Source organism: Pseudomonas sp. JE3303 (assembly GCF_056312565.1).
Map to the genome: position 1 here is coordinate 20,728 of NZ_JBWGIF010000013.1, position 23,197 is coordinate 43,924.

The window sequence follows — 23,197 nt, forward strand, 5'->3', positions numbered from 1 at the left end:
GGACTATCCGCAGGTCTCAGACATGACTGCCCCGCACCGGTTCAACGTCCCGGGCAGAAAAAATGCGGCGGGGGCCGCACTGGGATGACGCCCGGCAGTGAAGGATACAGTGATTAAAGAAGGATTAAACCTGGGAGGAAAGCACGATTCTGCCATGCTGCGGCCCGTTCCGTGACAAGACAGTGATGTCACGGAACGGGCCTGGTGGTTACGCCAACGCCTCGGCAGGCCCGAAGAACTCATGGCGACTCTGCTTCTCCGGCACACCCAGCTCACGCAGGTGGCGCTTCACCGCAGCCATGAACCCTTTGGGACCCAGGAAGTAGGCATCCACATCCCGCTCCTGTCCCAGCCAATGCCCCAGTTGCTCCTGACTGAGCAAGCCCACGGCGTCTGGCTGCACACTGCCATCATCCTCGGCATAGCAATAGAAGCGCTTGAGCTGAGGATGACCCGCGGCCAGGGCGTCGACCCAGTCGCGGAACGCATGCACGCCGCCGTTGCGAGCGCAATGGATGAATCGCACCGGCCGGCCGCTGCCCAGCGCCGCTTGAAGCATCGCCAGGGTCGGGGTGATACCTACGCCGCCGCTGATCAGCACCAGTGGCTTGCCGCTGGGCGTCAAGGTGAAGTCACCCGCCGGCGGGAACAACTGCAACGTGTCGCCTACCTTCAATTGTTCATGCAGGTAGTTCGAAACCTTGCCACCCGCTTCGCGCTTGACGCTGATGCGGTACTCATCGCCCGCGCACAGCGCCGACAGGGAATAGTTGCGGCGCTGTTCGGCTCCTTTGATGAACAGCTGAAGGCCAATGTATTGGCCAGGCTCTGCCTTGAGCACCGCTTGACCATCGACCGGAGCGAAATGGAAAGAGACGATCTCGCTGCTCTCCTCCACCCGGCGCACCAGCCGGAACTCGCGGGTACCGCGCCAGCCGCCAGTGCTCTCGGCCTTGGTGCGATACAACTCCTCCTCAGCGCCGATGAGAATGTCGGCAAGCTGCTGGTACGCCGCGCCCCAGGCCTCGATAACCTCGGGCGTGGCAATCTCCTTGCCCAGCACTTCCTCGATGGCGCGCAGCAGACAGGCGCCCACGATCGGGTAGTGTTCCGGAAGGATCTGCAACGCCACATGCTTGTTGATGATCTGCCCGACCAGCCCGCCCAGCTGTTCGAGCTGATCGATGTGACGGGCGTACATCAGCACGCCGTTGGCCAGCGCGCGCGGCTGTGCGCCGCTGGCCTGGTGGGCCTGGTTGAACAGTGGACGCACTTCAGGGTGTTCGTTGAGCATCATGTTGTAGAAGTGGGTGGTCAGCGCTTCACCGCCGCTTTCGAGCAGAGGAACGGTGGCTTTGACGATCGCGCGTTGTTGGGCATTGAGCATTGCAGCAACTCCTGAGCCTTGGGGCTTTGAAAAGACTGCCCTGGCTATATCAGTATTCGTGCCAGATCCTATTTCCAGCAAATTCAGGCTCTTGCCTTGGATCAAGTCAAATCGACACTGGCTGCTATATAGTCATGATGACCAACAGGAGTCCTTATGACTGCAAAGCCACTGCTCACCGCCCTGCTGCCTCTGGTCAGCGATCTGTCCCGTGACCTGCCCGAGCACGAGCGCTATCGCCGCTTGCTGCAGGCCATGCGAGGCCTGTTGCCGTGCGACGCGGCGGCATTGCTGCGACTCGATGGCGAATGGCTGGTCCCGCTGGCGGTCGACGGCCTGTCAGCGGACACCTTGGGCCGACGCTTCAGAGTCAGTGAGCATCCACGCTTCCAGATCCTGCTCAGCCATCGCGAGCCCACCCGCTTTGCCAGCGACAGTGACCTGCCCGATCCCTACGACGGCCTGGTGGAGGGCCTGACCGAGGGCGGCCAACCGCATCTGGAGGTGCATGACTGCATGGGCTGCCCGCTGTTTGTGGATGAACAACCCTGGGGCCTGGTCACGCTGGATGCACTGACACCAGGGCAGTTCCAGGCACTGGAGCTGGATGCCCTGCAAGCTTTCGCCAGCCTGGCAGCGGCCACCGTCACGGTAGCCGAGCGGATCGATCGCCTGGCCCTGAGCGCCGAGGATGAACGCCAGCGTGCCGAGGTCTACCGCCAGGCAAGCGGCCAGCAGCACAAGGAAATGATCGGCCAGAGTCCGACCCACAAGCGTCTGATCGAAGAAATCCGACTGGTCGGCAGCAGCGACCTGACGGTGCTGATCACCGGCGAAACCGGTGTCGGCAAAGAACTGGTGGCCCAGGCCCTGCACCTGGCGAGTGGGCGGGCCGATAAGCCGCTGATCAGCCTGAACTGCGCGGCCCTGCCCGATACTCTGGTGGAAAGTGAACTGTTCGGCCATGTGCGCGGCGCCTTTACTGGAGCTCATGTCGAGCGCCGGGGGAAGTTCGAGCTGGCCAATGGCGGCACGCTGTTTCTCGATGAAGTGGGTGAGCTGTCGCTGTCCGTTCAGGCGAAGCTGCTGCGGGTGCTGCAGAGCGGACAGCTGCAGCGCCTGGGCTCCGACCGTGAACACCGGGTGGATGTGCGCCTGATCGCCGCCACCAACCGCGACCTTGCCGAGGAAGTCCGCAACGGCCGCTACCGCGCGGACTTCTATCATAGGCTCAGCGTCTACCCCTTGCAGGTACCGCCGCTGCGCGAACGCGGCCGCGATGTGCTGCTGCTGACGGGCTTCTTCCTTGAGCAGAACCGTTCGCGCATGGGCTTGAACAGCTTGCGCCTGGGTGCCGATGCACAGTCGGCCCTGTTGGCATACGACTGGCCGGGCAATGTGAGAGAGCTCGAGCACCTGATCGGCCGTTCGGCCCTGAAGGCCCTTGGGCAGCACCCAGCGCGCCCGCGCATCCTGACGCTTGAAGCGGGAGATCTGGATTTGCGCAATGGACTGCCGGTCGCCCCGCGCGAAGTGCAATCCGACCCAATCGTCTCTCTGGCGCCTGGAAACCTGCGGGACTCGACGGACGCTTATCAACGGCAGTTGATCGAAACGTGCCTGGCTCGCCATGAGCACAATTGGGCGGCTGCGGCGCGTGAGCTGGACATCGATCGGGCGAACCTGAGCCGGCTGGCGAAACGGCTCGGGTTACGCTGAAACAGCATGAGGACGGCGCTCCGGCAGCAAAGACACTGAAGAATTCAACGCACGCCATCGCCCGTGACTGCCCCCCATTTACCTGACACCACTTTATTTCGCGCGCCTTACAAACTGGTCCTTCGGGTCAGCTTTGCTATACCTCCCTGAACGTGTGTAACGCCAGCGTTACACAGCTGTAACCCTGGCTTTACCATTTGTCGGGTTACATGCACGGCTCGCAAGTCCGCTGGTCGATCCAGTGAGAACAAGCACATTCATTGCAGGGAGCAGTCATGGCTAACATCGTCGTCGCCGATAAACAATCCGCCCAACTCACCCAGAATGCGTGGGGCGATGTAAGCCTCCAGAACCCGTCTCTCGTACAGATGCCTGTGTCGCCCAACCAGGTGGCAACCGTTACGCGCAATGGCCAGGACCTGATCGTCACGCTGAAGTCGGGTGAAAAGGTCACCGTCGGTAACTTCTTTGCAGTCAATGCCGATGGCGTCGCCAGCGACATGGTATTTATCGGCGAGGACGGTACGCTCTGGCACGCGGTCTACGATGCCGATGCGTTCACCGGGTTCACTTTTGAAAGCGTTGCATCCCTTGATGAACTCATGGCTGATATCGGCGTGGTGGGCAGCGCGACGCCGACCTTTGCAATCGCCGGCCTCAGCCTGCTGGGCGCTGGCGGCGCCGCAGCGGCGGCGGGCGGCGGCGGTGGTGGTGGCGGAGGCGGCGATGGCACCCCCGGCGATACCACGGCCCCGGCCAGCGCCACCGACCTGCTGGTCTCTGCCGATGGCCTGCGACTGACCGGCTTCGGTGAAGCGGGCGCCACGGTGTTCGTACGCGACGCGGCAGGAAACGTGATCGGCTCTGGCACCATAGGCGCCGATGGCCGCTTCGACGTCGCACTGGGCGCCGCGCAAGTCAGCGGCGAACAGCTCGACGTGACCTTGAGCGATGCCGCTGGAAATACCTCAGACGCGGCCGCCGTCTCGGCGCCTGACCTAGGAGTGCCGCCGGGCGATACCACCCCGCCAGAGGCTCCGATCGACCTGGTTCTGGCTGACGGAACCACACTGACCGGTGCCGGAGAGCCCGGTGCCACCGTGGAAGTACGCGATGCCACCGGTGCGATCATTGGCAGCGGCGTGGTCGGCGACGATGGGCGTTTCAGCCTGGCCATCTCCCCTGCCCTTACCAACGGCGAGCCGCTGGACGTCCGCCAGGTCGACGCCGCAGGCAACAGTTCTGCGCCTTTGGTGTTCAATGCACCAGACACGACTCCGCCTGCTGTACTCAGCGGCGTGGTGGTCGCTGCCGATGGCACCAGCCTTTCAGGGCGGGGTGAGCCCGGCGCACAGGTGGAAGTGCGCGATGTCGGCGGCAACCTGATCGGCAGTGGCACGGTATCGGACAACGGCTCCTTCGTGCTGCCGCTGGATACCCCGGTGACCGTTGGCCAGAACATAACCCTGGTACAGATCGACGCTGGCAACAACTCCTCAGAGAGTCTGCAGTTCACCGTACCCGCCGCCGCGGCGCCAGCAGCTCCCGGTGACGTGGTGCTGACGGGCGATGGCAGCAGCATCAGCGGCACAGCCCCGGTCGGTTCGCAGGTCGAGGTACGTGACGATACCGGCACCGTGATCGGCAGCGTGGTGGTTGGCGCCGACGGCGGATTCACCATCGGCCTGACACCGCCATTGACCAATGGCGAACTGATCGATGTGGTCGCCGTAGACGGTACTGGCGCCAGTTCCCTGCCAGTGCAGATCACCGCCCCGGATACCACCGCTCCTGCCGCGCCTTCCGAGCTGGCCGTCAGCGCCAATGGCGAACTGCTGACCGGTCGTGGCGAGCCCGGCTCGACCGTGCGCGTCGTCGATGCTGACGGCAACCAGCTGGGCACCGCCGTGGTCAATGACGCCGGCAGCTTCAGCATCACGCTCGACCCTCCCCAGGTAGACGGCCAGTTGCTCCAGGCCAGCGCTTCCGATGCTGCAGGCAACACGTCCGCCGCCGTTGCGGTAGGAGCACCTGATATCGACAACCCAGGCGCCGACACCACGCCGCCCGAGGCTGCCACCGAGGTGCTGGTCAGCGCCGATGGCCGTACGGTCTCCGGCCGTGGCGAGGCCGGCGCCAGTGTCCAGGTCCGCGACGCCGCCGGAAATGTGATCGCCACCGGCACCGTTGCTGATGATGGCACCTTCAGCGTGGCGCTTGATCCGGCCGTGCTCGACGGCAGCACGCTGCAAGTCGGCCTCACCGATGCGGCCGGCAATGTGTCGGCTGACGCGCCGGCCACCAGCCCCGACCTTACCCTGCCCGCCACCCCTGCCGACCTGGCCCTGGCCGAAGGCGTTACCCTCACGGGTGCTGGCGAGCCCGGCGCTACCGTGGAAGTACGCGATGCCACCGGCGCGATCGTTGGCAGCGGCGTGGTCGGTGACGATGGCCGCTTCAGCCTGGCCATCACCCCCGCCCTGACCAACGGCGAGCCGCTGGACGTCCGCCAGGTCGACGCCGCGGGCAACAGTTCTTCGCCGGCAGTGCTCAACGCACCGGACACGACCCCGCCCGCCATTCTCAGTGACCTGGTGGTCGACGCCGATGGGCTCAGCGTCTCCGGCCGCGGCGAGCCGGGCGCCCGCGTGGAAGTGCGCGACGCCGATGGCAACCTCATCGGCACCGGCACGGTTGCGGACAACGGCAGTTTCGTACTCACCTTGGACACGCCGGTAATCGCCGGCCAAAGCCTCGACCTGACCCAGTTCGACGCGGCCAACAACCCGTCCGAGGCCCTGCAGTTCACCGTGCCGGTCACCCCGGCACCCGCCACTCCGGCCGACGTGGTACTGGCCGAGGATGGCAGCAGCATCAGCGGCACGGCGCCGGTCGGTTCGCAGGTCGAGGTACGTGACGATACCGGCGCCGTGATCGGCAGCGTGGTGGTTGGCGCCGACGGCGGATTCACCATCGGCCTGACACCGCCCTTGACCAATGGCGAACTGATCGATGTGGTCGCCGTCGACGGTACTGGCGCCAGTTCCCTGCCAGTGCAGATCACCGCCCCGGATACCACCGCTCCTGCCGCGCCTTCCGAGCTGGCCGTCAGCGCCAATGGCGAACTGCTGACCGGCCGTGGCGAGCCCGGCTCGACCATGCGCGTCGTCGATGCTGACGGCAACCAGCTGGGCACCGCCGTGGTCAATGACGCCGGCAGCTTCAGCATCACGCTCGACCCACCCCAGGTAGACGGCCAGTTGCTCCAGGCCAGCGCTGCCGATGCTGCAGGCAACACGTCGGCCGCCGTGGGCATCGGTGCACCGGATATCGCTAATCCCGGCGCCGACATCACCCCTCCTGACGCTCCCACCGAGCTGGCGATCAGTACCGATGGCCGTACGGTCTCCGGCCGTGGAGAAGCTGGTGCGACCGTTGACGTACTGAATGACCAGGGCGCTGTCGTCGCTACCGGGACGGTACTCGAAGATGGCAGCTTCAACCTGCAGCTCGATCCACCGATCACAGACGGCAGTGCCCTGCAGGTCACCCTTACCGACGTCGCGGGCAATGTCTCCACTGTCACGCCGCTGGTTGCACCCGATAGCGCCGCACCGGCCCAACCGACAGAACTCCTCCTGGCCGACGGCGTAACCCTGACCGGCAACGCCGAAGCCGGTGCGCGTTTGGAAGTGCGCGATGCCGCCGGCACCTTGATCGGGACCGTCGTCGTCGACGTCGACGGCAGTTTCAGCGTGGTGCTGGACACTGCACAGAACAATGCTGAAATTCTTGATATCCGGGTTATCGATGCCACGGGCAACATCTCGACGCCGCTTGCCTTCACTGCGCCAGACAACACCGTCCCCGACATCCTCACTGACGTAGTGATCGGTGCCGACGGCCTGGCTATTTCCGGCCGCGGCGAGCCAGGGGCTAGGGTTGAAGTGCGCGACGCCGCGGGGGTTCTCGTCGGCAGCGGGACCGTGGGCGACAATGGCACTTTCCTGTTCAATCTGGACACCGCTGTCGCGGCAGGCGATACAATCAGCCTGGTGCAGACCGATGCGGCCGGCAACGACTCCGCTTCAATCGACGTGACCGTACCCGTCGAGCCTGTTCCGGAAAGCCCGACTGGCCTGGTGCTGGCCGCCGACGGCAGTTCGGTCAGCGGCTCGGCTACGATCGGCAGCCTTGTCGAAGTGACTGATGCCCAGGGCACTGTTCTGGGCAGCGTCGTGGTAGGCGGCGACGGTACTTTCACGGTTGACCTCACGCCAGCACAGGCCAATGGCGAGATCCTCGACGTCGTGGCGATCGATACCGACGGCAACAGCTCGTTGCCGACGCAAGCCACCGCGCCTGATATCACCGCGCCCAACGCCGCAACCGACTTGATCCTCAACCCTGACGGACTGACCCTGGTCGGACGTGGGGAAGCAGGCGCCACCGTCCAGGTAACCAATGACCAAGGCGCTGTCGTGGGCACTGGCCTGGTGGGCGCCAATGGCGTATTCAGCATTGCGCTGGCTCCGGCACAAACCGATGGGCAAGTACTGGATGTAATCCTCAACGATGGCGCCGGCAATGCATCGGCCGGCGCCAGCATCACGGCGCCTGACCTGGACGGCCCATTGCAGCCCTCGGGCTTTGCCATCGATATCGGTGGCATCGTGCTCACCGGTACAGGCCAGGCCGGCTCGACCGTTACCGTGCGCAGCGCCGACGGCACCGTTCTCGGTACCGCCACCGTCGCCGCGGACAACAGTTTCACGGTCACGCTCGCCGAGCCCCAGCGCAACGGCGAAACCCTGTCGGCCGAGGCTACCGACAGCCGTGGCAACAGTGCCGGTCCTGTCAGCTATACCGTGCCTGACGTGCAGGCGCCTGACCCGATCACCGGACAGACCATCGACGCCACCGGCGCCTTGGTCAGCGGGCTCGGCGAGGCCGGCGCTACGGTTATCGTCCGTGGGCCGGACGGTGTTGAACTGGGTAGAAGCCTGGTCAATCCCGACGGTTCGTTCGAGGTCGCCCTGACGACTGCGCAGACCAACGCTCAGGCGCTTACGGTCGAGCAACAGGATGTGGCAGGCAACGTGGCTACGCCGGTCAATCTCACCGCGCCAGATACCGAGGTCCCACTCGCTCCGGTGATAGTGCAGCTGTCCACTGACGGCGCCGTTCTCACGGGCACTGGTGAAGCGGGCGCGACCGTTACCGTCACCGGCACGGCCGGCGTGGTGCTGGGGACTGCGGTGGTGCAGGCCAACGGCTCGTTCAGCGTCACCCTCCTGCCTGCGCAACTCAATGGCCAGACGCTGTCGGCCACCCAGGCCGATGCGATTGGCAACCAATCGCCTGCCGATACCCTTGTCGCGACTGACCTTGAAGCACCACTGGCCCCGCTCGGGGCAGTCCTGGACGCGGCCGGTGCCGAGCTTTCCGGTCAGGGTGAAGCTGGCACCACGGTGGAGGTCCGTAACGCCGCAGGCGATCTGGTCGGCGACGGTGTGGTGCTTGCCGATGGCAGCTTCAGCATCACGCTGGATCCGCCGCAGACCAACGGTGAGATCCTGTCCATAACACTGGTCGATGGTGCGGGCTACCGCTCCCCGGCGGTTACCGTCACCGCCGCCGATACCACGCCCGCCGATGCGCCGACCGGCCTTGCCATCAATGCAGAGGGCTCACTTGTCACCGGTACAGGGCAGCCTGGCGCTACCGTGCAAGTCCTCGATGCGGCGGGCGCTGTGCTGAGTACCATTGCTGTGCAGCCTGACGGCAGCTTCGAAGTGGCCTTGGACCCCGCCCTGCAGGACGGCCAGGCCCTGAGCGTCAACCAGATCGATGGCAGTGGCATTGCGTCCCCGGCGACCCCGATCAGCGCACCCGACATCGCCCCTCCCACCACTCCGGCCGATCTCCTGGTCAGCCCGGACGGCACCACCCTGACCGGCACTTCGCCAGGTGCCACCAACGTGACGGTGCGCGATGCTGCCGGCAATGAGCTGATCACCGTCCCGACCAACCCCGATGGCAGCTTCACCGTCACATTGCCAGCAGCACTGACCAACGGTGAACAGCTGACGGTGGTAACCACCGACGTGGCTGACAACATCAGTGACTCGGCTGCCGTGACCGCGCCAGACACCACCTTCCCGGACGCCGCCACCAACCTCACAATCAGCCCCGGCGGTGATGTCATCGCCGGCACCGCCGAGCCTGGTGCAACAGTTGTCATCCGCAATGGCGGGACTGACATCATCAGCGTCCCGGCAGGCCCTGACGGAGCGTTCCAGGTTGAAGTGACGCCTGCGCTCGGAGCGGGTGACGTGGTACAGGTCGTGGTTCGCGATGCTGGGGGCAACGAAACCGCTGTCGACCTCGCAGGGCCCGACGGCACCGAAGTCGACTCCCCGACCGCCCTCGCCCTCAGCGGCGATGGCTTCCTGCTCACCGGCGAAGGCACGGTGGGCTCGCTCATCACCGTCACCTCGGCTGGCACCACGCTGGGAACCGCTACCGTCGGCAATGACGGGGTCTTCCGGGTGTTCTTCCTCAATGCGCAGCTCAACGCCCAGACCTTGCAGGTCAATGCGCGCTTTGCAGCAGGCGGCAAGCCGTCGGTTCCGGCGACTGTCGTGGCCGATGACACTACCGCCCCCGAGGCTCTGGCCAACGTCGCCATCGACCGGAGCGGCAGTCTGCTGACAGGCAGTGGCGAGGTCGGCGCGACGGTCACCGTCTCAGGCCCCGACAACTTCGTGGCCAGCGGGATAGTAGCCAGCAATGGATTGTTCAGCATCGCCATGGCCCCGCCACAGGCCAACCTCCAGGCGCTGACTGTCACGCAGACCGACGCGGCCGGCAATATTTCACTGGCCGCCACCGTAACGGCGCCTGATCTGCAGGCGCCCGAGATCCCCACCGGCGCCGTGCTCAATGCTGCTGCCACAGTGGTCAGCGGCCAGGGCGAGATCGGCTCCACCGTGACCGTGCGTGACGCTGGCGGAGCCTTGCTGGGCACCGGCACCGTCAACCAGAGCGGTACCTTCCAGGTGACCCTGCCAAGCGCCCAGGCTGCTGGCACTGCATTGCAGGTCACGCTGACCGATGCCGCAGGCAATACCTCTGCGCCTGCCAGCCTGGCGACCCCGGACCGTACACCACCCGCGGCCGTCGACCAGATCGAGCTGAGTGGCGACGGCAGGCATCTGACGGGCCTGGGTGAAGCAGGTGCCACTGTTCAGGTGCGCAATGTTGCCGGCACCGTCGTAGGCTCCGCCACCGTCGCCGCGGACGGCCGCTTCTCGGTGCTGTTCGATACTCCGCAGAACGCTGGGCAGGCCTTGGGCGTGACACAGGTGGACGCCGCGGCCAATACCTCGCCAGCAGTCCTGGTGGCCACGCCAGACCTTACTGCGCCTGCACCTCTGAGCAATGTGGTGCTCAACAACAACGGCCTGACCCTGACCGGGCTGGGCGAAGCCGGTGCGACGGTCACCGTGGCCGGGCCAGACGGCACTATCGTCGGCACGGGCCTCGTGGCCGCCAACGGCAGCTTCACCCTGGCGCTCGATACCGCGCAACTCAACGCCGAGCGTCTGAGCGTCACCCAGACCGATGCAGGCAACAACACCTCCCCTGCCCTTCCCGTCATTGCCCCGGACCTGACCCCACCGGCGGCGCCTGTTGAGCTGGCGCTGGCCAGCTCGGGCGTGCAACTGGTCGGCAGCGCCGAGGCCGGCAGCACGGTTACCGTACGTGATGCCTCGGACACTGTGCTCGGCACGGCGCTGGCGGCCGCGAACGGCACATTCCAGGTCAGCCTCGGCAGTGCACAGACCAACGGCCAGTTGCTGAAGGTGACCGCCACCGACGCAGCCGGTAACGTTTCTCTGGCAGCCAGCTACACCGCGGCCGACACCACCCCCCCGCCCGCTGTCAGCAATCTCGCCGTGTCCGCCGATGGCGCAACCCTGGCCGGCTACGGCGAGGCGGGCGCCAGCGTGGCGGTCACTTCCGCCGATGGCACGCCACTGGGCACCGCCATCGTGGGCGGCGACGGTCACTTCACTGTTGCCCTTGCCCCTGCCGCCGCCACGGGAGACATCCTCAGCGTGGTGCAGACCGACGCTGGCCTCAATGGCTCACCCGTCGGTACCGTGACCGCCCCGGGCGTTCTGGCCCCTGCTGTTCCAGCCAACCTGGCAGTCGCCGCCGATGGCTTGTCCGTCACCGGCACCGGCAGCCCAGGCACCACGGTGAACGTATATGGGCCCAATGGTGTACTCCTCGGCAGCGCCGTGGTAGCCGACGCTGGCACCTTTACCGTTGCGCTTGGCACGGCCCAGGGCAATGGCGAAACCTTGCAGGTCGGCGCCGTGGGGACCGATGGCAGCGCCTCGTTGCAGGCGGAGCTGACCGCGCCCGACTTCACCGCGCCGCAACCGCTGACCCAACTGGTACTGTCCAACGACGGCCTGATCCTGACCGGCCGCGGCGAAGCGGGCGCTGCCGTCAGCGTGCTCGGCGCAGGCGGCCTGGACCTTGGCACCGGCGTGGTGAACGCCGACGGTACCTTTACCGTCAACCTGGGAGCCGCGCAGATCAACGGCGAGGTGCTCAGCGCCAGCCAGTCCGACGTCACCGGTAACGAATCCAACAGTATCAACCTGACCGCGCCTGACCGTGTCGCTCCAGATGCCCCCGAGGCCCTGGCCTTCGCCGCCGGCGGCACCTTGCTCAGCGGCACCGGCGAAGCGGGCGCGCTGATCAGCGTACTTGCCGCCGATGGCACGCCGTTGGGCAGTGGCACCGTGCGCGAGAATGGGACCTTCCAGGTCACGCTGAGCCCAGCCCAGTCCAACGGTGAAACTCTCCGCGTGCTGCTGACCGATGGCGCGGGCAACCAGTCCGATGCCGGTGTCATCACCGCGCTGGACACCACTGCCCCTGCCCTGGTAACCGAGCTTGCGGTCTCGGGCGACGGCGTCACCGTGACCGGTCGAGGTGAAGCAGGCGCAGAGGTGACGATACTCGATGCCACCGGCGCAGAAGTCGGCTCGGCCTTCGTCGATGCCAGCGGCCACTTCACCATCGTCCTGGATCCGCCGTTGGGTGATGCCCAGGTGCTGCGCCTGACGCAAACCGATCTGGCCGGCAACGCTTCGCCAGAAGCCAGCCTGTCGACGCCGGATTTCACACCGCCAGCGGTGCTGACCAACGTGGCCATCAATGCCGATGGCAGCGTAGTCGCGGGTAATGGCGAAGTGGGCGCCACGGTGACAGTGAGCAATGCCGCCGGTGCCGTGGTGGGGAGTTCGACCGTGCTTGGCGACGGCACCTTCCGGGTCGAGCTTGATCCGCCGCAGATCAATCTGGAGCCGCTGAGCGTGCAACAGGCCGACCCACCCGGCAACGTCAGTGACCCGGTGGACATCGTCGCGCCAGATCTGACACCACCGGCAGCACCGGCCGACCTGCGCTTCAACGCCGATGGGACCCAGCTGGGCGGTACTGGCGAGGCGGGGACCACAGTGGTGGTGACGACCTTTGCCGGAGTGCAGGTCGGCACCGGTACCGTCAGTGAGAATGGTACCTTCCTGATCGACCTGGATGACCCGCAGCTCAACGGTGAGCAACTGCTGGTCAGCCTGGTGGACGCCAGCGACAACGTCTCTCCCGAGACGCCTGTCACGGCGGTCGACAGCACCGTGCCGCTGCTGACGGCCACGCTCAACGCCGACGGCACTCAACTGAACGGTGTCAGCGAAGCGGGCGCACGGCTGACCGTGATCAACAACAGCGGCGACCTGGTTGGCCAAGGCGTCGTCGATCCGGACGGCACTTTCGTGCTGACGCTGCTCACGCCGCAGCAGAACGGCCAGGTACTGACCATCATTGCCCAGGATGCCACGGGTAACCCGTCGATCCCGGTCACGTTGTCCGCACCGGATATCATTGGGCCTGAGCTGCCTGCCGGACTGGCACTGGATGGCGCTGGCATCGTCTTCACCGGCACGGGTGAGCCGGGCAGCATCATCCAAGTGCGCGATCCGGATGGCGTGGTTGTCGGCGAGGGCACGGTGGCTGATGACCGTAGCTTCAGCTTCAACCTTGTGCCAGCCCAGGCCAATGGCGAGACCCTCACCGTTATCGCCATGGATGCGGCAGGCAACGAATCGCTGCCGCAAACTGTTCTGGCCCTCGACACCACACCGCCGGACGCGGTCAGCAACCTGGCTATCGACCCTGGCTATGCGAGCCTGGCCGGTCGCGGCCAGGCTGGCGCAACCGTCACTGTCACCCAGGCAGGTGTGCTCCTCGGTGAAGCCGAGGTCGCGGAGAATGGCACCTTCGTGGTGCCACTGGCCCCCGCCGCCACCCCGGGCGGCGAACTGACCGTGGTGCAAGCGGATACCGCCGGTGTATCACCCGATGCACTCTACGACACGCCGCTGGAGCCAGTCCCCGCCACGCCTGTGAATGTGGTCCTGGCGGCTGATGGAATCACCGTGACTGGCACCGCGGCCGAAGGTACCGCAATCGAAATCAATGATGCCGACGGCAACCTGCTCATCGCCGGAACCGCCGGTGCTGGAGACACCTTCACACTCCTCCTGCCGACGCCGCAACTCGACGGCGAACTGCTGAACGTGGTCGCGGTTTCCACGGGCGGCGAGTCCCAGCCCTTCGTGCTCCAGGCCGCCGATATCACTCCACCGGCAGCGCCAATCGTGGACGCGCTCTCCACCAATGGCCTGGTACTTACCGGTACCGGCGAAGTGGGCGCCACCGTGACCGTGACCGGTCCGGCAGGGCTCACGGCCAGCGCCGTGGTCAATGCGGGCGGGATCTTCAGCATCAATTTGCCAAGCGCGCAGCTCAACGGGCAGCCATTGAGCCTCACCCAGACCGACGTCGCCGGCAATACGTCTGACCCGACCAGCTTCACAGCCGCTGATGTACAGGCACCGCTCGCTCCGGCCAACCTGGCGCTGGACGCCACAGGTTTCCTCCTCACCGGTACAGGGGAAGCAGGCGCAAGCGTGACGGTGCGTGGTACTGGCCCGGGTCCTGTCGGAACTGGCACGGTCGGCATAGACGGCACATTCACGATCACCCTCACCGCCGCGCAGCTCAACGGCGAGACGTTGTCTGTCCGCCTGACCGATGCCGCCACCAACACTTCCGGCAGCACCAGTATCACCGTCCCAGACGTAATAGCTCCTGCAGCCCCGGTTGCAGCCATCAACGCCAATGGCACCGTGGTTTCCGGTACCGGCCAGGCAGGCGCGACCGTCACAGTCACCAATGCCGTCACCGGCGCTGTGGTCGGCTCGGCAATCGTTGGCAGCACTGGCGCCTTCTCGGTGAGCCTGACCGCCGCGCAGATCGACTTCCAATCACTGAACGTCACCCAGTCGGACGGTGCCGGTCCTTCATCCGCCACGCCCCTGGTCGCGCCTGACTTCACCTCACCGGCAGCGGCGGGCACCCTGGCGGTCAACGCCGAAGGCACGTTGCTGTCCGGTACGGGTGAAGTAGGTGCCACGGTCACCGTACGCTTGCCTGACGGCACCTTGCTGCCAACGACCACGGTTCAACCTGATGGCACTTTCAGTGTCACCCTGAGTCCGGTGCAGGACAATGGTCAGATTCTCAGCGTGACCCTGGCCGATCCACGCGGCAATGTGTCGGGCAATGTCACGGTGACTGCGCCGGACGTCGATGCGGACCGCGAGGTGATTGCCAGCGACAACCTGGCCACCGCCGTTGTCGACTTGACGCCCGTGACCGCCAACCAGGTCTTCACCGACAGTTTCACCACCCTGCTCTCGGGCTTCACGAAAACCTTCACCTGGACGGTAGGCCCCAATACCACGGCCGACCCCATCCTGACCCTGACCACCAGCAGCGCCCTGGCCCTGCTCGACAACGCGCTGTTCACGCTGCAGGTCAAGGACGCCAGCGGCGCATGGGTGACCATCGCCTCGGGCGACAGCCCAGGCCTGCTGGACCTGATCCTGTTGCCGCTCGGGCAAGGCATCCAGGCCGACCTGGGCACGCTGCGCGCGGGTGACTACCGTCTCACCGTAGGTAGCTCCGGAATCGGCCTGCTGACCACGGTCACCACATCCCTCGACGTCACCTCCACCAGCCTGACCCAGTTCACTGGCGTAGGCACGCCGCTCGTTGGCAACGTGCTGACCGATCCTGGCGTCGATGGCACCGTCGACGTCACCGGGCCGGACAGTGGCGCAGTGGTGCAGGTGTCGCAGTTCGGCAGCTACGTAGACGCCGGGGCAGGTGTGACCGTGCAAGGTCTCTATGGCTCGCTGCTGCTCAGGGGCGATGGCAGTTACACCTACACCCCCAATGGCAGCCAGGCCAGTGTCGGCCTGGTCGATGTGTTCAGCTATCAGTTGGTCCATCCCAATGGGAAGAGCGACGCGGCGACACTTTATGTACGCATCGATAGCCCAGACGCTGAAGAAATCTGGAGCAACCCGAACCTGGCAGCGCCCGCTGTCGTGGTCGATGCGGTCGACGACATCGACAACACCAACATCGGCCTGATCAATCGCGAAGCGACCACCAGCCAGACGTTCACGCCTCTGTCGTTGCCCGTGCTCGGCGTCAAGAACGCGACTTACACCACTACTGTGGCGGCGGACACCTCGGCCGACCTGCAGGTGGTCCTGACATCCAACAACCTGCTGGCACTGCTCAACGGCGCAACCATCGAGCTGCTCAAGCTCAACCCGGCCACCGGCCAGTACGTCAGTGTGCAGGCTGTCAGCGGCGGCTCGCTGATCAGCCTGCTCGGTGGCGGCGCGGCCTATACTTTCCAGGATCAGGGGCCTGGCACTTATCACGTGAAGGTAACCGCTGGCGGCATCGGCCTTGCCAGTTCGGTCACCACTACCATCAATAGCATCACCACCTTCAACAACGAATTGGTGGTGGGTAACTACACGCCCGTCATCGGCAACCTGCTCACCGATACTTCTGGTGGCAGCGCCGACTACCAAGGCTCGGCGCTGACGATATTGAGCGTCCTGGTGGCAGCCAACACCTTCGTCAACCCAGGCCAGAACGGCGTCAGTGTCGTAGGCAACTATGGCACCTTGTATGTGCAGGCGGACGGCACCTACACCTACCTGCTGAAAGCCGGCCTGACTTCTGAGGTCATCGGTCAGAACGACACCTTCACCTACGAGCTCACCCACCCCAACGGCACCAGCGACACTGCCACCCTGACCATCAACCTGGACAACGCCGCAGCCTTCACCGCTACGGCCGCGTTCCTGGACGACGGCAGCGGCGACAGCGCTGCGCTGTTCTCGAGCCTGGCCGCCGTTAGCGTGACCGGCGAGGCGATCGTCGGCACCGATGCCGACGATCGCCTCGATGGCAGCCAGGGGCGCGCGGGGACGCTGCAAGGCGGCGCAGGCGCCCACACCCAGGTGATCGTCGACCAGGACTTCGCCAACGTCGACGGCGGCACCGGTACCGATACGCTGTTGTGGGCCGGAGGCGATGCCAGCATCGACCTGGGCAACCTGGTCGGCAGGCTCCATGACATCGAGGTGATCGATCTCAACGACACCAGCGCGGTGTCCCTGAGCCTGAACCTGGCGGATGTGATCGCCGTTACCGATTCGGCCAATGACACCCTGATCATCAGGGGCGGAAGTGAGGACTCGGTCACATTAAAAGATAATTGGAGTTTGGCGGGGAACGAAACGGCAGACGGCGTCGACTATATCCAGTACGTGGCTCAAGAGGACCCAAGCCACCACCTGTGGGTGCAGAACAGCGTCAACGTTGTCTGAGCCCTTGCACTACCTCGCCGGGCGGCCAGCCCGGCGGGCAGGATGAAACAGCACTAAGGGAATGATGTGAAGCGATGCCGTGCGCTGTCACCGCTGTGGCTGGGTGCCTTCGGGCTCTTGGCGTTGAATTTCAATCCGGCCGCCTCGGCGGACGATGACATAGACCCCCAACTGCGCAAGATAGGCCCGTCGCTACTGCGCGACGCGCCCGAAGCCATACCTGCGCGAGCACCCGCAGGACAGGCGAACGACACGGGCGAACGCCTCGGACTTGCCGAGGCGGCCCGTGTCGCTGCGCAATGGCACCCCTCCGTGGCCGAGGCGATCGGCCAGCTGTACCGGCAAGGCGAGGGTATCAATGTCGCCCGCGCCGGCTATTACCCCCAGATTTCAGGCGGCATCCGCACCGGTTACGACACCGGCTATGGCGCCGACCGTGGCAGCCAGTCGCTGAGCCTTTCGCTCAAGCAGATGCTCTATGACTTCGGCAAGGTGGACTATGCCGTCGATGCCGCCCGGGCCTCCGCTGCCCGGTCGCAAGCCAATATCCTGCTGGTGGTGGACGACCTGGCCCGCGACACCTCTTATGCCTGGATCGAGACGCGCCGCTATGAGCAACTGATGGTCATTGCCCGCGAGCAGATCCGTGGCATCGGCGAGATCGTCGGGCTGGCGCGCCAGCGCAGCGACATGGGCGCCAGCACCCGCTCCGATGTGGTGCAGGCCGAATCCCGGGAGGAAGGCGCCCGTGCCACGCTGGAGGAATACCAGGCACAGTACGAACGCTGGCGCTCGACCCTGGCGACCCTGATCGGCCGCATGGCACCACCTGCGCTGGCCGAAGACGAGCCGCCCGAACTCGGCGGCGCGTGCAACCGTCCCCTGGGCGGCGACGATCGCCTGCCGGCGGTGCTCATGGCCCTCGCGCAGCGGGCCCAGTCCCAGGCCGAGCTGTCCCAGGCCAAGGCCGAGGCTTATCCGACCTTGTCGCTGGAGCCCCAGGTCAACCAGTACCTGGACAGCGACTACAATCGCGACAACCCAAGCCTGGACAGGACCCAGGCCGGCATCTTCATCAACCTCGAAGTCCCGATCTACCAGGGCGGCGCGACCAGTGCCCGTACCCGCGCCGCCGGGCACGCCCTGACCGCCGCCGACTCCGCCGAAGACGCCGCTCGCCTGCAAGCCCGCCGCGGCCTGGCCGAGGCAAAGGCGCAAACTTCGGGCCTTGGCCGCCGCCTGCGCTCGCTCGAAGCCCGCCAGGGCAGTATCCAGGAAGCCCGCATGCTCTATGGCCGCCAGTATCTCGACCTCGGCACCCGGCCGCTGCTCGACCTGCTCAACGCCGAACAGGAGATCTACCAGTCACGCTTCGACCTGGCCGGCACGCGCTCCGACCTGCTGCGCCTGGACATCGACTGCCTCTACAACAATGGCGCCCTGCGTCCTGCCCTGGGCCTTGAGGGCCTGAGCCTGCAAGGCGTGGAGATTCTGCCATGACCGATACCGTCAACCTGGCGAAACCTGGCGAGACTGCGCCCGCCGCCGAGCGCCCCGACCTGGGTCCCTGGCTTGAAGTGATGCTGCAAGTCGCCCACCACTACCGTCTGGATGTCTCGCCGCAGCGCATTCGCCTGGCGGCCGTCGAGGACGCCCGGCCGCTGGATGAAATCCTCCGTCACATGGCACGCCAGGCCGGCCTGACGTTGCGCTTTGTGCGCTTCGACGCCAAGGGCTTGCGCCAATGGCGCACCCCGCTGGTGCTGGAACTGGACGACGGCCAATTGGCCGTGGTCGAGGCCGTGACCGAGGACGACAGCCTGTCGGTGATATTCGCCGGCGACCAAGGCCTGGCCTGTCGGCTGCAGCGCGATGACCTGGCCGGGCGCATCACCCGCGTTGCCCTGCTGCGCCCCGCCCGGCCACTGCGCGATGTGCGCACCGACGACTACACCGCGCCCTACGACCGGCACTGGTTCGCGCGTATCGTGCTGCGCGACCTGCGGCCCTATGGCCAGGTGATGATCGCCTCGCTGGTGGCCAACGTGCTGGCCCTGGCCGGGGTGCTGTTCTCGATGCAGGTATACGACCGGGTTATCCCGGCCGAATCGCTGCCAACCTTGTACGTGCTGTTCGGCGGCGTCGCGCTGGCGCTGGTGTTCGACCTGACCATGCGCCTGCTGCGGTTGAAGGTGACCGACTTGCTGGGCAAGCGCGCCGACCTGCGGGTATCCGACCTGGTGTATGGCCACGCCCTGCGCCTGCGCAACTCGGTACGGCCCAAGTCCACCGGCTCATTCATTGCGCAGCTTCGCGAACTGGAGCAGATCCGCGACCTGATCACCTCCAGCACCGCCACGGCGCTGGCCGACTTGCCTTTCTTCCTGTTGTTCCTCTTCGTGTTCTGGCTGATCGGAGGCGTGCTGGTGATCATCCCGCTGGCGGCATTGGTGGCGATGGTACTGCCGGGCCTGCTGGCACAGCGGCGCCTGGCGCGCCTGGCCAATGCCTCGATGCGCGAGTCGGCGCTGCGCAACGCCATGCTGGTCGAGAGCATCCAGGGGATGGACGAGATCAAGGCCTTGCAGGCCGAGGCCCGCTTCGAACGCCAATGGAACCAGTACAACGCTGCCTGCGCCCACAGCAGCTTGCGCCTTCGGACCCTCACCAACGGCCTGGTGACCTGGACCCAGAGCGTCCAGGGGGCGGTGTTCGCGGTAGTGGTGGTGGTCGGTGCACCCATGGTCATCGCCGGCGACCTCACCACCGGTAGCCTGGTGGCCGCCTCGATGCTGGCCTCGCGCATGATGGCGCCGATGGCTCAACTGACCCATGTACTGACACGCTGGCAGCAGGCGAAGGTCGCGCTCGAGGGCCTGGACAAGCTGATGCAGTCGCCGGTCGATCATCCCGAGGGCGAGGCACGCGTGCACCTGCCCGCGATCCGCGGCGAGTACCAGCTGCGCCAGGTGCAGTTCCGCTACAGCCCCGAGGCGACCCCGGCACTCAACATCGGCCAGTTGAACATCCAGCCTGGCGAACGCATTGCGGTGCTCGGGCGCAACGGCGCGGGCAAGTCCACATTGCTGCAGGCTCTGGGCGGCGCCATGGACCTTGCCGAGGGCGAGATCTCGCTCGACGGCATCGCCCTGGCCCACCTGGACCCTGCCGACCTGCGCCGTGATGTCGGGCTGCTGAGCCAGCATGCCCGGCTGTTCCACGGCACCCTTCGGGAAAACCTCACCCTGGGTGCCGGTCAGGCCAGTGACCAGGAGCTCGTAGCCGCACTGGCAGCCACCGGGGCGCTGGACTTCGTCCGTCAGCTGCCCAAGGGCATGGACCACCTGATACTCGAAGGCGGCATTGGCTTGTCCGGTGGCCAGCGCCAGGCACTGGTGCTCTCGCGCCTGCTGGTGCGCCAGCCCCAGGTGCTGCTGCTCGACGAACCGACCGCCGCGCTGGATGACGTGACCGAACGCAGGCTGCTCGACAACCTCGACCGCTTCGCCCAGGGCCGCACCCTGGTGATCGCTACCCACCGCATGAGCGTGCTGCAGCGTGTCGACCGCGTGCTGGTGCTGGACGCCGGCCGTATCGTCATCGACGACAAGCGTGACGCCGCGCTCGCACGGCTGAGCCAGGGAGCCAAGGCATGAGCACTCACGAACTTCCTTCTGCATACCTTGATGGCCAGGATGACCACGCGGTACTGCGCGCCGGCCGGGTGATCGTCATCTGTGCATTGATGCTGGCGGCGTTCCTGGCCTGGGCGGCCTGGTTCGAGGTGGTCGAAGTGTCCACCGGCACCGGCAAGGTGATCCCCAGTTCCCGTGAGCAGGTGATCCAGACCCTCGAAGGCGGGATCGTCGCGCAGATGAACGTGGCCGAGGGCGACATGGTCCAGCGCGGACAGATCCTGGCCCAGCTCGACCCGACCAAGTCCCAGTCCAGCGTCGGTGAAAGCGAGGCCAAGTACCTCGCGGCCAAGGCCAGCGTGGCGCGGCTGCGCGCGGAAGTCGCAGGCAAGCCGCTGGTATTCCCTGACGACCTCAAGCAGTCGGCGGATCTGGTCGAGGCCGAGACCGCGCTCTACCAGACCCGCCGCCGCGGCCTCGAACAAACACTGGCTGGTATCGAGGATTCCCTCAGACTTGTGCGCAGCGAGCTGAAGATCACCGAGAACCTGGCCAAGATGGGTGCCTCCAGCCGGGTCGAAGTGATCCGCTTGAACCGCCAGCGCTCGGAGCTGGAGCTCAAGGCCACCGAAGCCCGCTCCGACTATCTGGTGCGCGCCCGCGAAGAGCTGGCCAAGGCCAGCGCCGAGGCCGACAGCCTGGCCGCGGTGATGCGCGGTCGCAATGACTCACTGACGCGCCTGACCTTGCGCTCGCCGGTGCGCGGCATCGTCAAGGACATCGAGGTGACCACCCTGGGTGGAGTGGTGCAACCCGGTGGGCAGGTGATGAAGATCGTGCCGATGGACGAGCGCCTGCTCATCGAGACCCGTATCGCACCCCGCGACATCGCCTTCATTCATCCCGACCAGGCCGCCAAGGTGAAGATCAGCGCGTATGACTACTCGGTGTTCGGCAGCCTCGATGGAAAAGTGGTCGGCATCTCGCCCGACACCCTGCAGGACGAGGTAAAGCCCGAGATCTACTACTACCGCGTGTTCATCCGCACCGAACAGGACAGCCTGCAGAACAAGGCCGGCAAGCACTTCGCGATCGTGCCGGGGATGATCGCCACAGTGGATATCCGCACCGGTGAGAAGACCATCCTGAATTACCTGGTCAAGCCATTGAACCGGGCCAAGGAGGCATTGCGCGAACGCTGAACAGCAACGCGGTCCGCTAAAGGACCGCGATTGCAGGCCGATAACCCGGCATCTACTTCACCGACAGAGCCCGACCATGGCCAAGCAAAATGCCCGCGCGGACGCGTTGTCCCTGCTGCTGTTCACCCTGCGCAGCGGCAAGCTGATGGCAATCAACCTGCTGAAGGTCAGCGAAATCATCCCTTGCCCGCCACTGACCAAGCTGCCGGAGTCGCACCCGCACGTCAAAGGCGTGGCGACCTTGCGGGGCAATGCGCTGTCGGTGATCGACCTGTCCCGGGCCATCGGCGAGCGCCCGCTGGCCGACCCCGATGGCGGCTGCCTGATCGTCACCGACATCAGCCGCTCCCGCCAGGGCCTGCACGTTCAGGCGGTCAGCAAGATCATTCATTGCCAGAGCACCGACATCAAGCCGCCGCCCTTCGGCTCGGGCAGCAAGGCCTTCATCACGGGGGTCACCCGGGTCGACAACGCCCTGGTCCAGGTGCTTGATATCGAAAAGGTCATCCACGGCATCACCCCGGCGCCACAGGATGTCCCAGCCAACGCGCTCGACAGCGAGGACGCCGCGCTGCTAGCTGCGGCCAACATCCTGGTGGTCGACGACAGCCAGGTGGCGTTGCAGCAGTCGGTTCACACATTGCGTAACCTGGGCATCGAGTGCCACACCGCGCGCAGCGCCAAGGACGCGATCAATGTGCTGCTGGAACTGCAGGGGACCGAGCAGGAGATAAACCTGGTGGTGTCGGATATCGAGATGTCGGAGATGGACGGCTATGCCTTTACCCGCACCCTGCGCGAGACGCCCGACTTCAAGCATCTCTATGTGCTCCTGCACACCTCGCTGGACAGCGCCATGAACAGCGAAAAGGCCAGGGCTGCGGGCGCCAACGCGGTGCTGACCAAGTTCTCGTCGCCGGAGCTCACCGACTGCCTTGTGGTCGCCGCGCGCACGGTGGTATTCGCCGAGCATTGATGAAACACACGGCCTGAGTCGGGCATACTCTGCAGCTCTGCACGCCATGCCGGTACCTGCCATGAGACACCTGACTACCGCCCTGCTGACCTGCGCCCTGTTCAGCGGCGCCGTCCACGCCTCCAGCCCCGAAGCCTGGAACGAGCACCGCAAGCAGGTCATCAAGACCTGCCTTGCCGCCAGCCAGCTCAAGGATGCACATGCCCGCAGCAAACCGGTGGAGTTCGACGACCAGGTCGGCTACAGCGCGCTACTGATCGAAGGCCGGTATCCTCAGGCGCACATGAACGGCCGTACGGGCACGGAATTGTGCCTCTATGACAAGCAGCACCAGCGTGCGCACGTGAGCGAGTGGACAGCTGCCTCCAGGTAGCTGCTCCCTCCGGTCCCGAGCCACCTCTACCCGCTGGATAAACCGTTCCCCTCCCCTAGGC

The 23,197-nt window shown here is 65.7% G+C and carries 8 protein-coding genes; 7 read left to right on the top strand and 1 reads right to left on the bottom strand.

What is annotated here, in order from left to right:
* Window positions 1–208: 208 nt before the first annotated feature.
* Window positions 209–1,387 (bottom strand): NO-inducible flavohemoprotein, encoded by a 1,179-nt coding sequence (hmpA, locus tag AC0ZZU_RS18515; protein ID WP_476342631.1) that lies wholly within the window; start codon window positions 1,385–1,387, stop codon window positions 209–211.
* Window positions 1,388–1,543: 156 nt separating this feature from the next.
* Here hmpA and norR point away from each other — a divergent pair, with 156 nt between their 5' ends.
* The 7 genes from norR (at window position 1,544) to AC0ZZU_RS18550 (ending at window position 23,136) form a co-directional block, all read left to right on the top strand.
* Window positions 1,544–3,106: a nitric oxide reductase transcriptional regulator NorR gene (gene norR / locus AC0ZZU_RS18520; protein WP_476342632.1), complete on the top strand. Its 1,563-nt coding sequence runs from the start codon at window positions 1,544–1,546 to the stop codon at window positions 3,104–3,106.
* A 275-nt stretch (window positions 3,107–3,381) separates the two neighbouring features.
* Entirely contained in the window at window positions 3,382–16,950 is a 13,569-nt protein-coding gene (locus AC0ZZU_RS18525; protein ID WP_476342633.1) for a BapA/Bap/LapF family large adhesin, read from the top strand.
* A 66-nt stretch (window positions 16,951–17,016) separates the two neighbouring features.
* Complete coding sequence (locus AC0ZZU_RS18530) at window positions 17,017–18,450, top strand: TolC family outer membrane protein (protein WP_476342635.1); 1,434 nt, start codon at window positions 17,017–17,019, stop codon at window positions 18,448–18,450.
* On the top strand, window positions 18,447–20,606 hold the full coding sequence (locus tag AC0ZZU_RS18535; RefSeq protein ID WP_476342636.1) for a type I secretion system permease/ATPase: 2,160 nt from the start codon (window positions 18,447–18,449) through the stop codon (window positions 20,604–20,606). Before AC0ZZU_RS18530 ends, AC0ZZU_RS18535 begins: the two co-directional genes overlap by 4 nt.
* A complete protein-coding gene (locus AC0ZZU_RS18540; RefSeq protein ID WP_476342637.1) occupies window positions 20,603–21,787 on the top strand; it encodes an HlyD family type I secretion periplasmic adaptor subunit in 1,185 nt (394 codons plus the stop codon). The genes AC0ZZU_RS18535 and AC0ZZU_RS18540 overlap by 4 nt, the downstream gene beginning before the upstream one ends.
* 76 nt (window positions 21,788–21,863) lie before the next feature.
* The gene (locus tag AC0ZZU_RS18545; protein ID WP_476342638.1) at window positions 21,864–22,763 is read left to right on the top strand and encodes a chemotaxis protein CheW; all 900 of its coding nucleotides are present in this window, start codon (window positions 21,864–21,866) and stop codon (window positions 22,761–22,763) included.
* A 61-nt stretch (window positions 22,764–22,824) separates the two neighbouring features.
* Window positions 22,825–23,136: a hypothetical protein gene (locus AC0ZZU_RS18550; protein ID WP_476342639.1), complete on the top strand. Its 312-nt coding sequence runs from the start codon at window positions 22,825–22,827 to the stop codon at window positions 23,134–23,136.
* Window positions 23,137–23,197 lie beyond the last annotated feature (61 nt).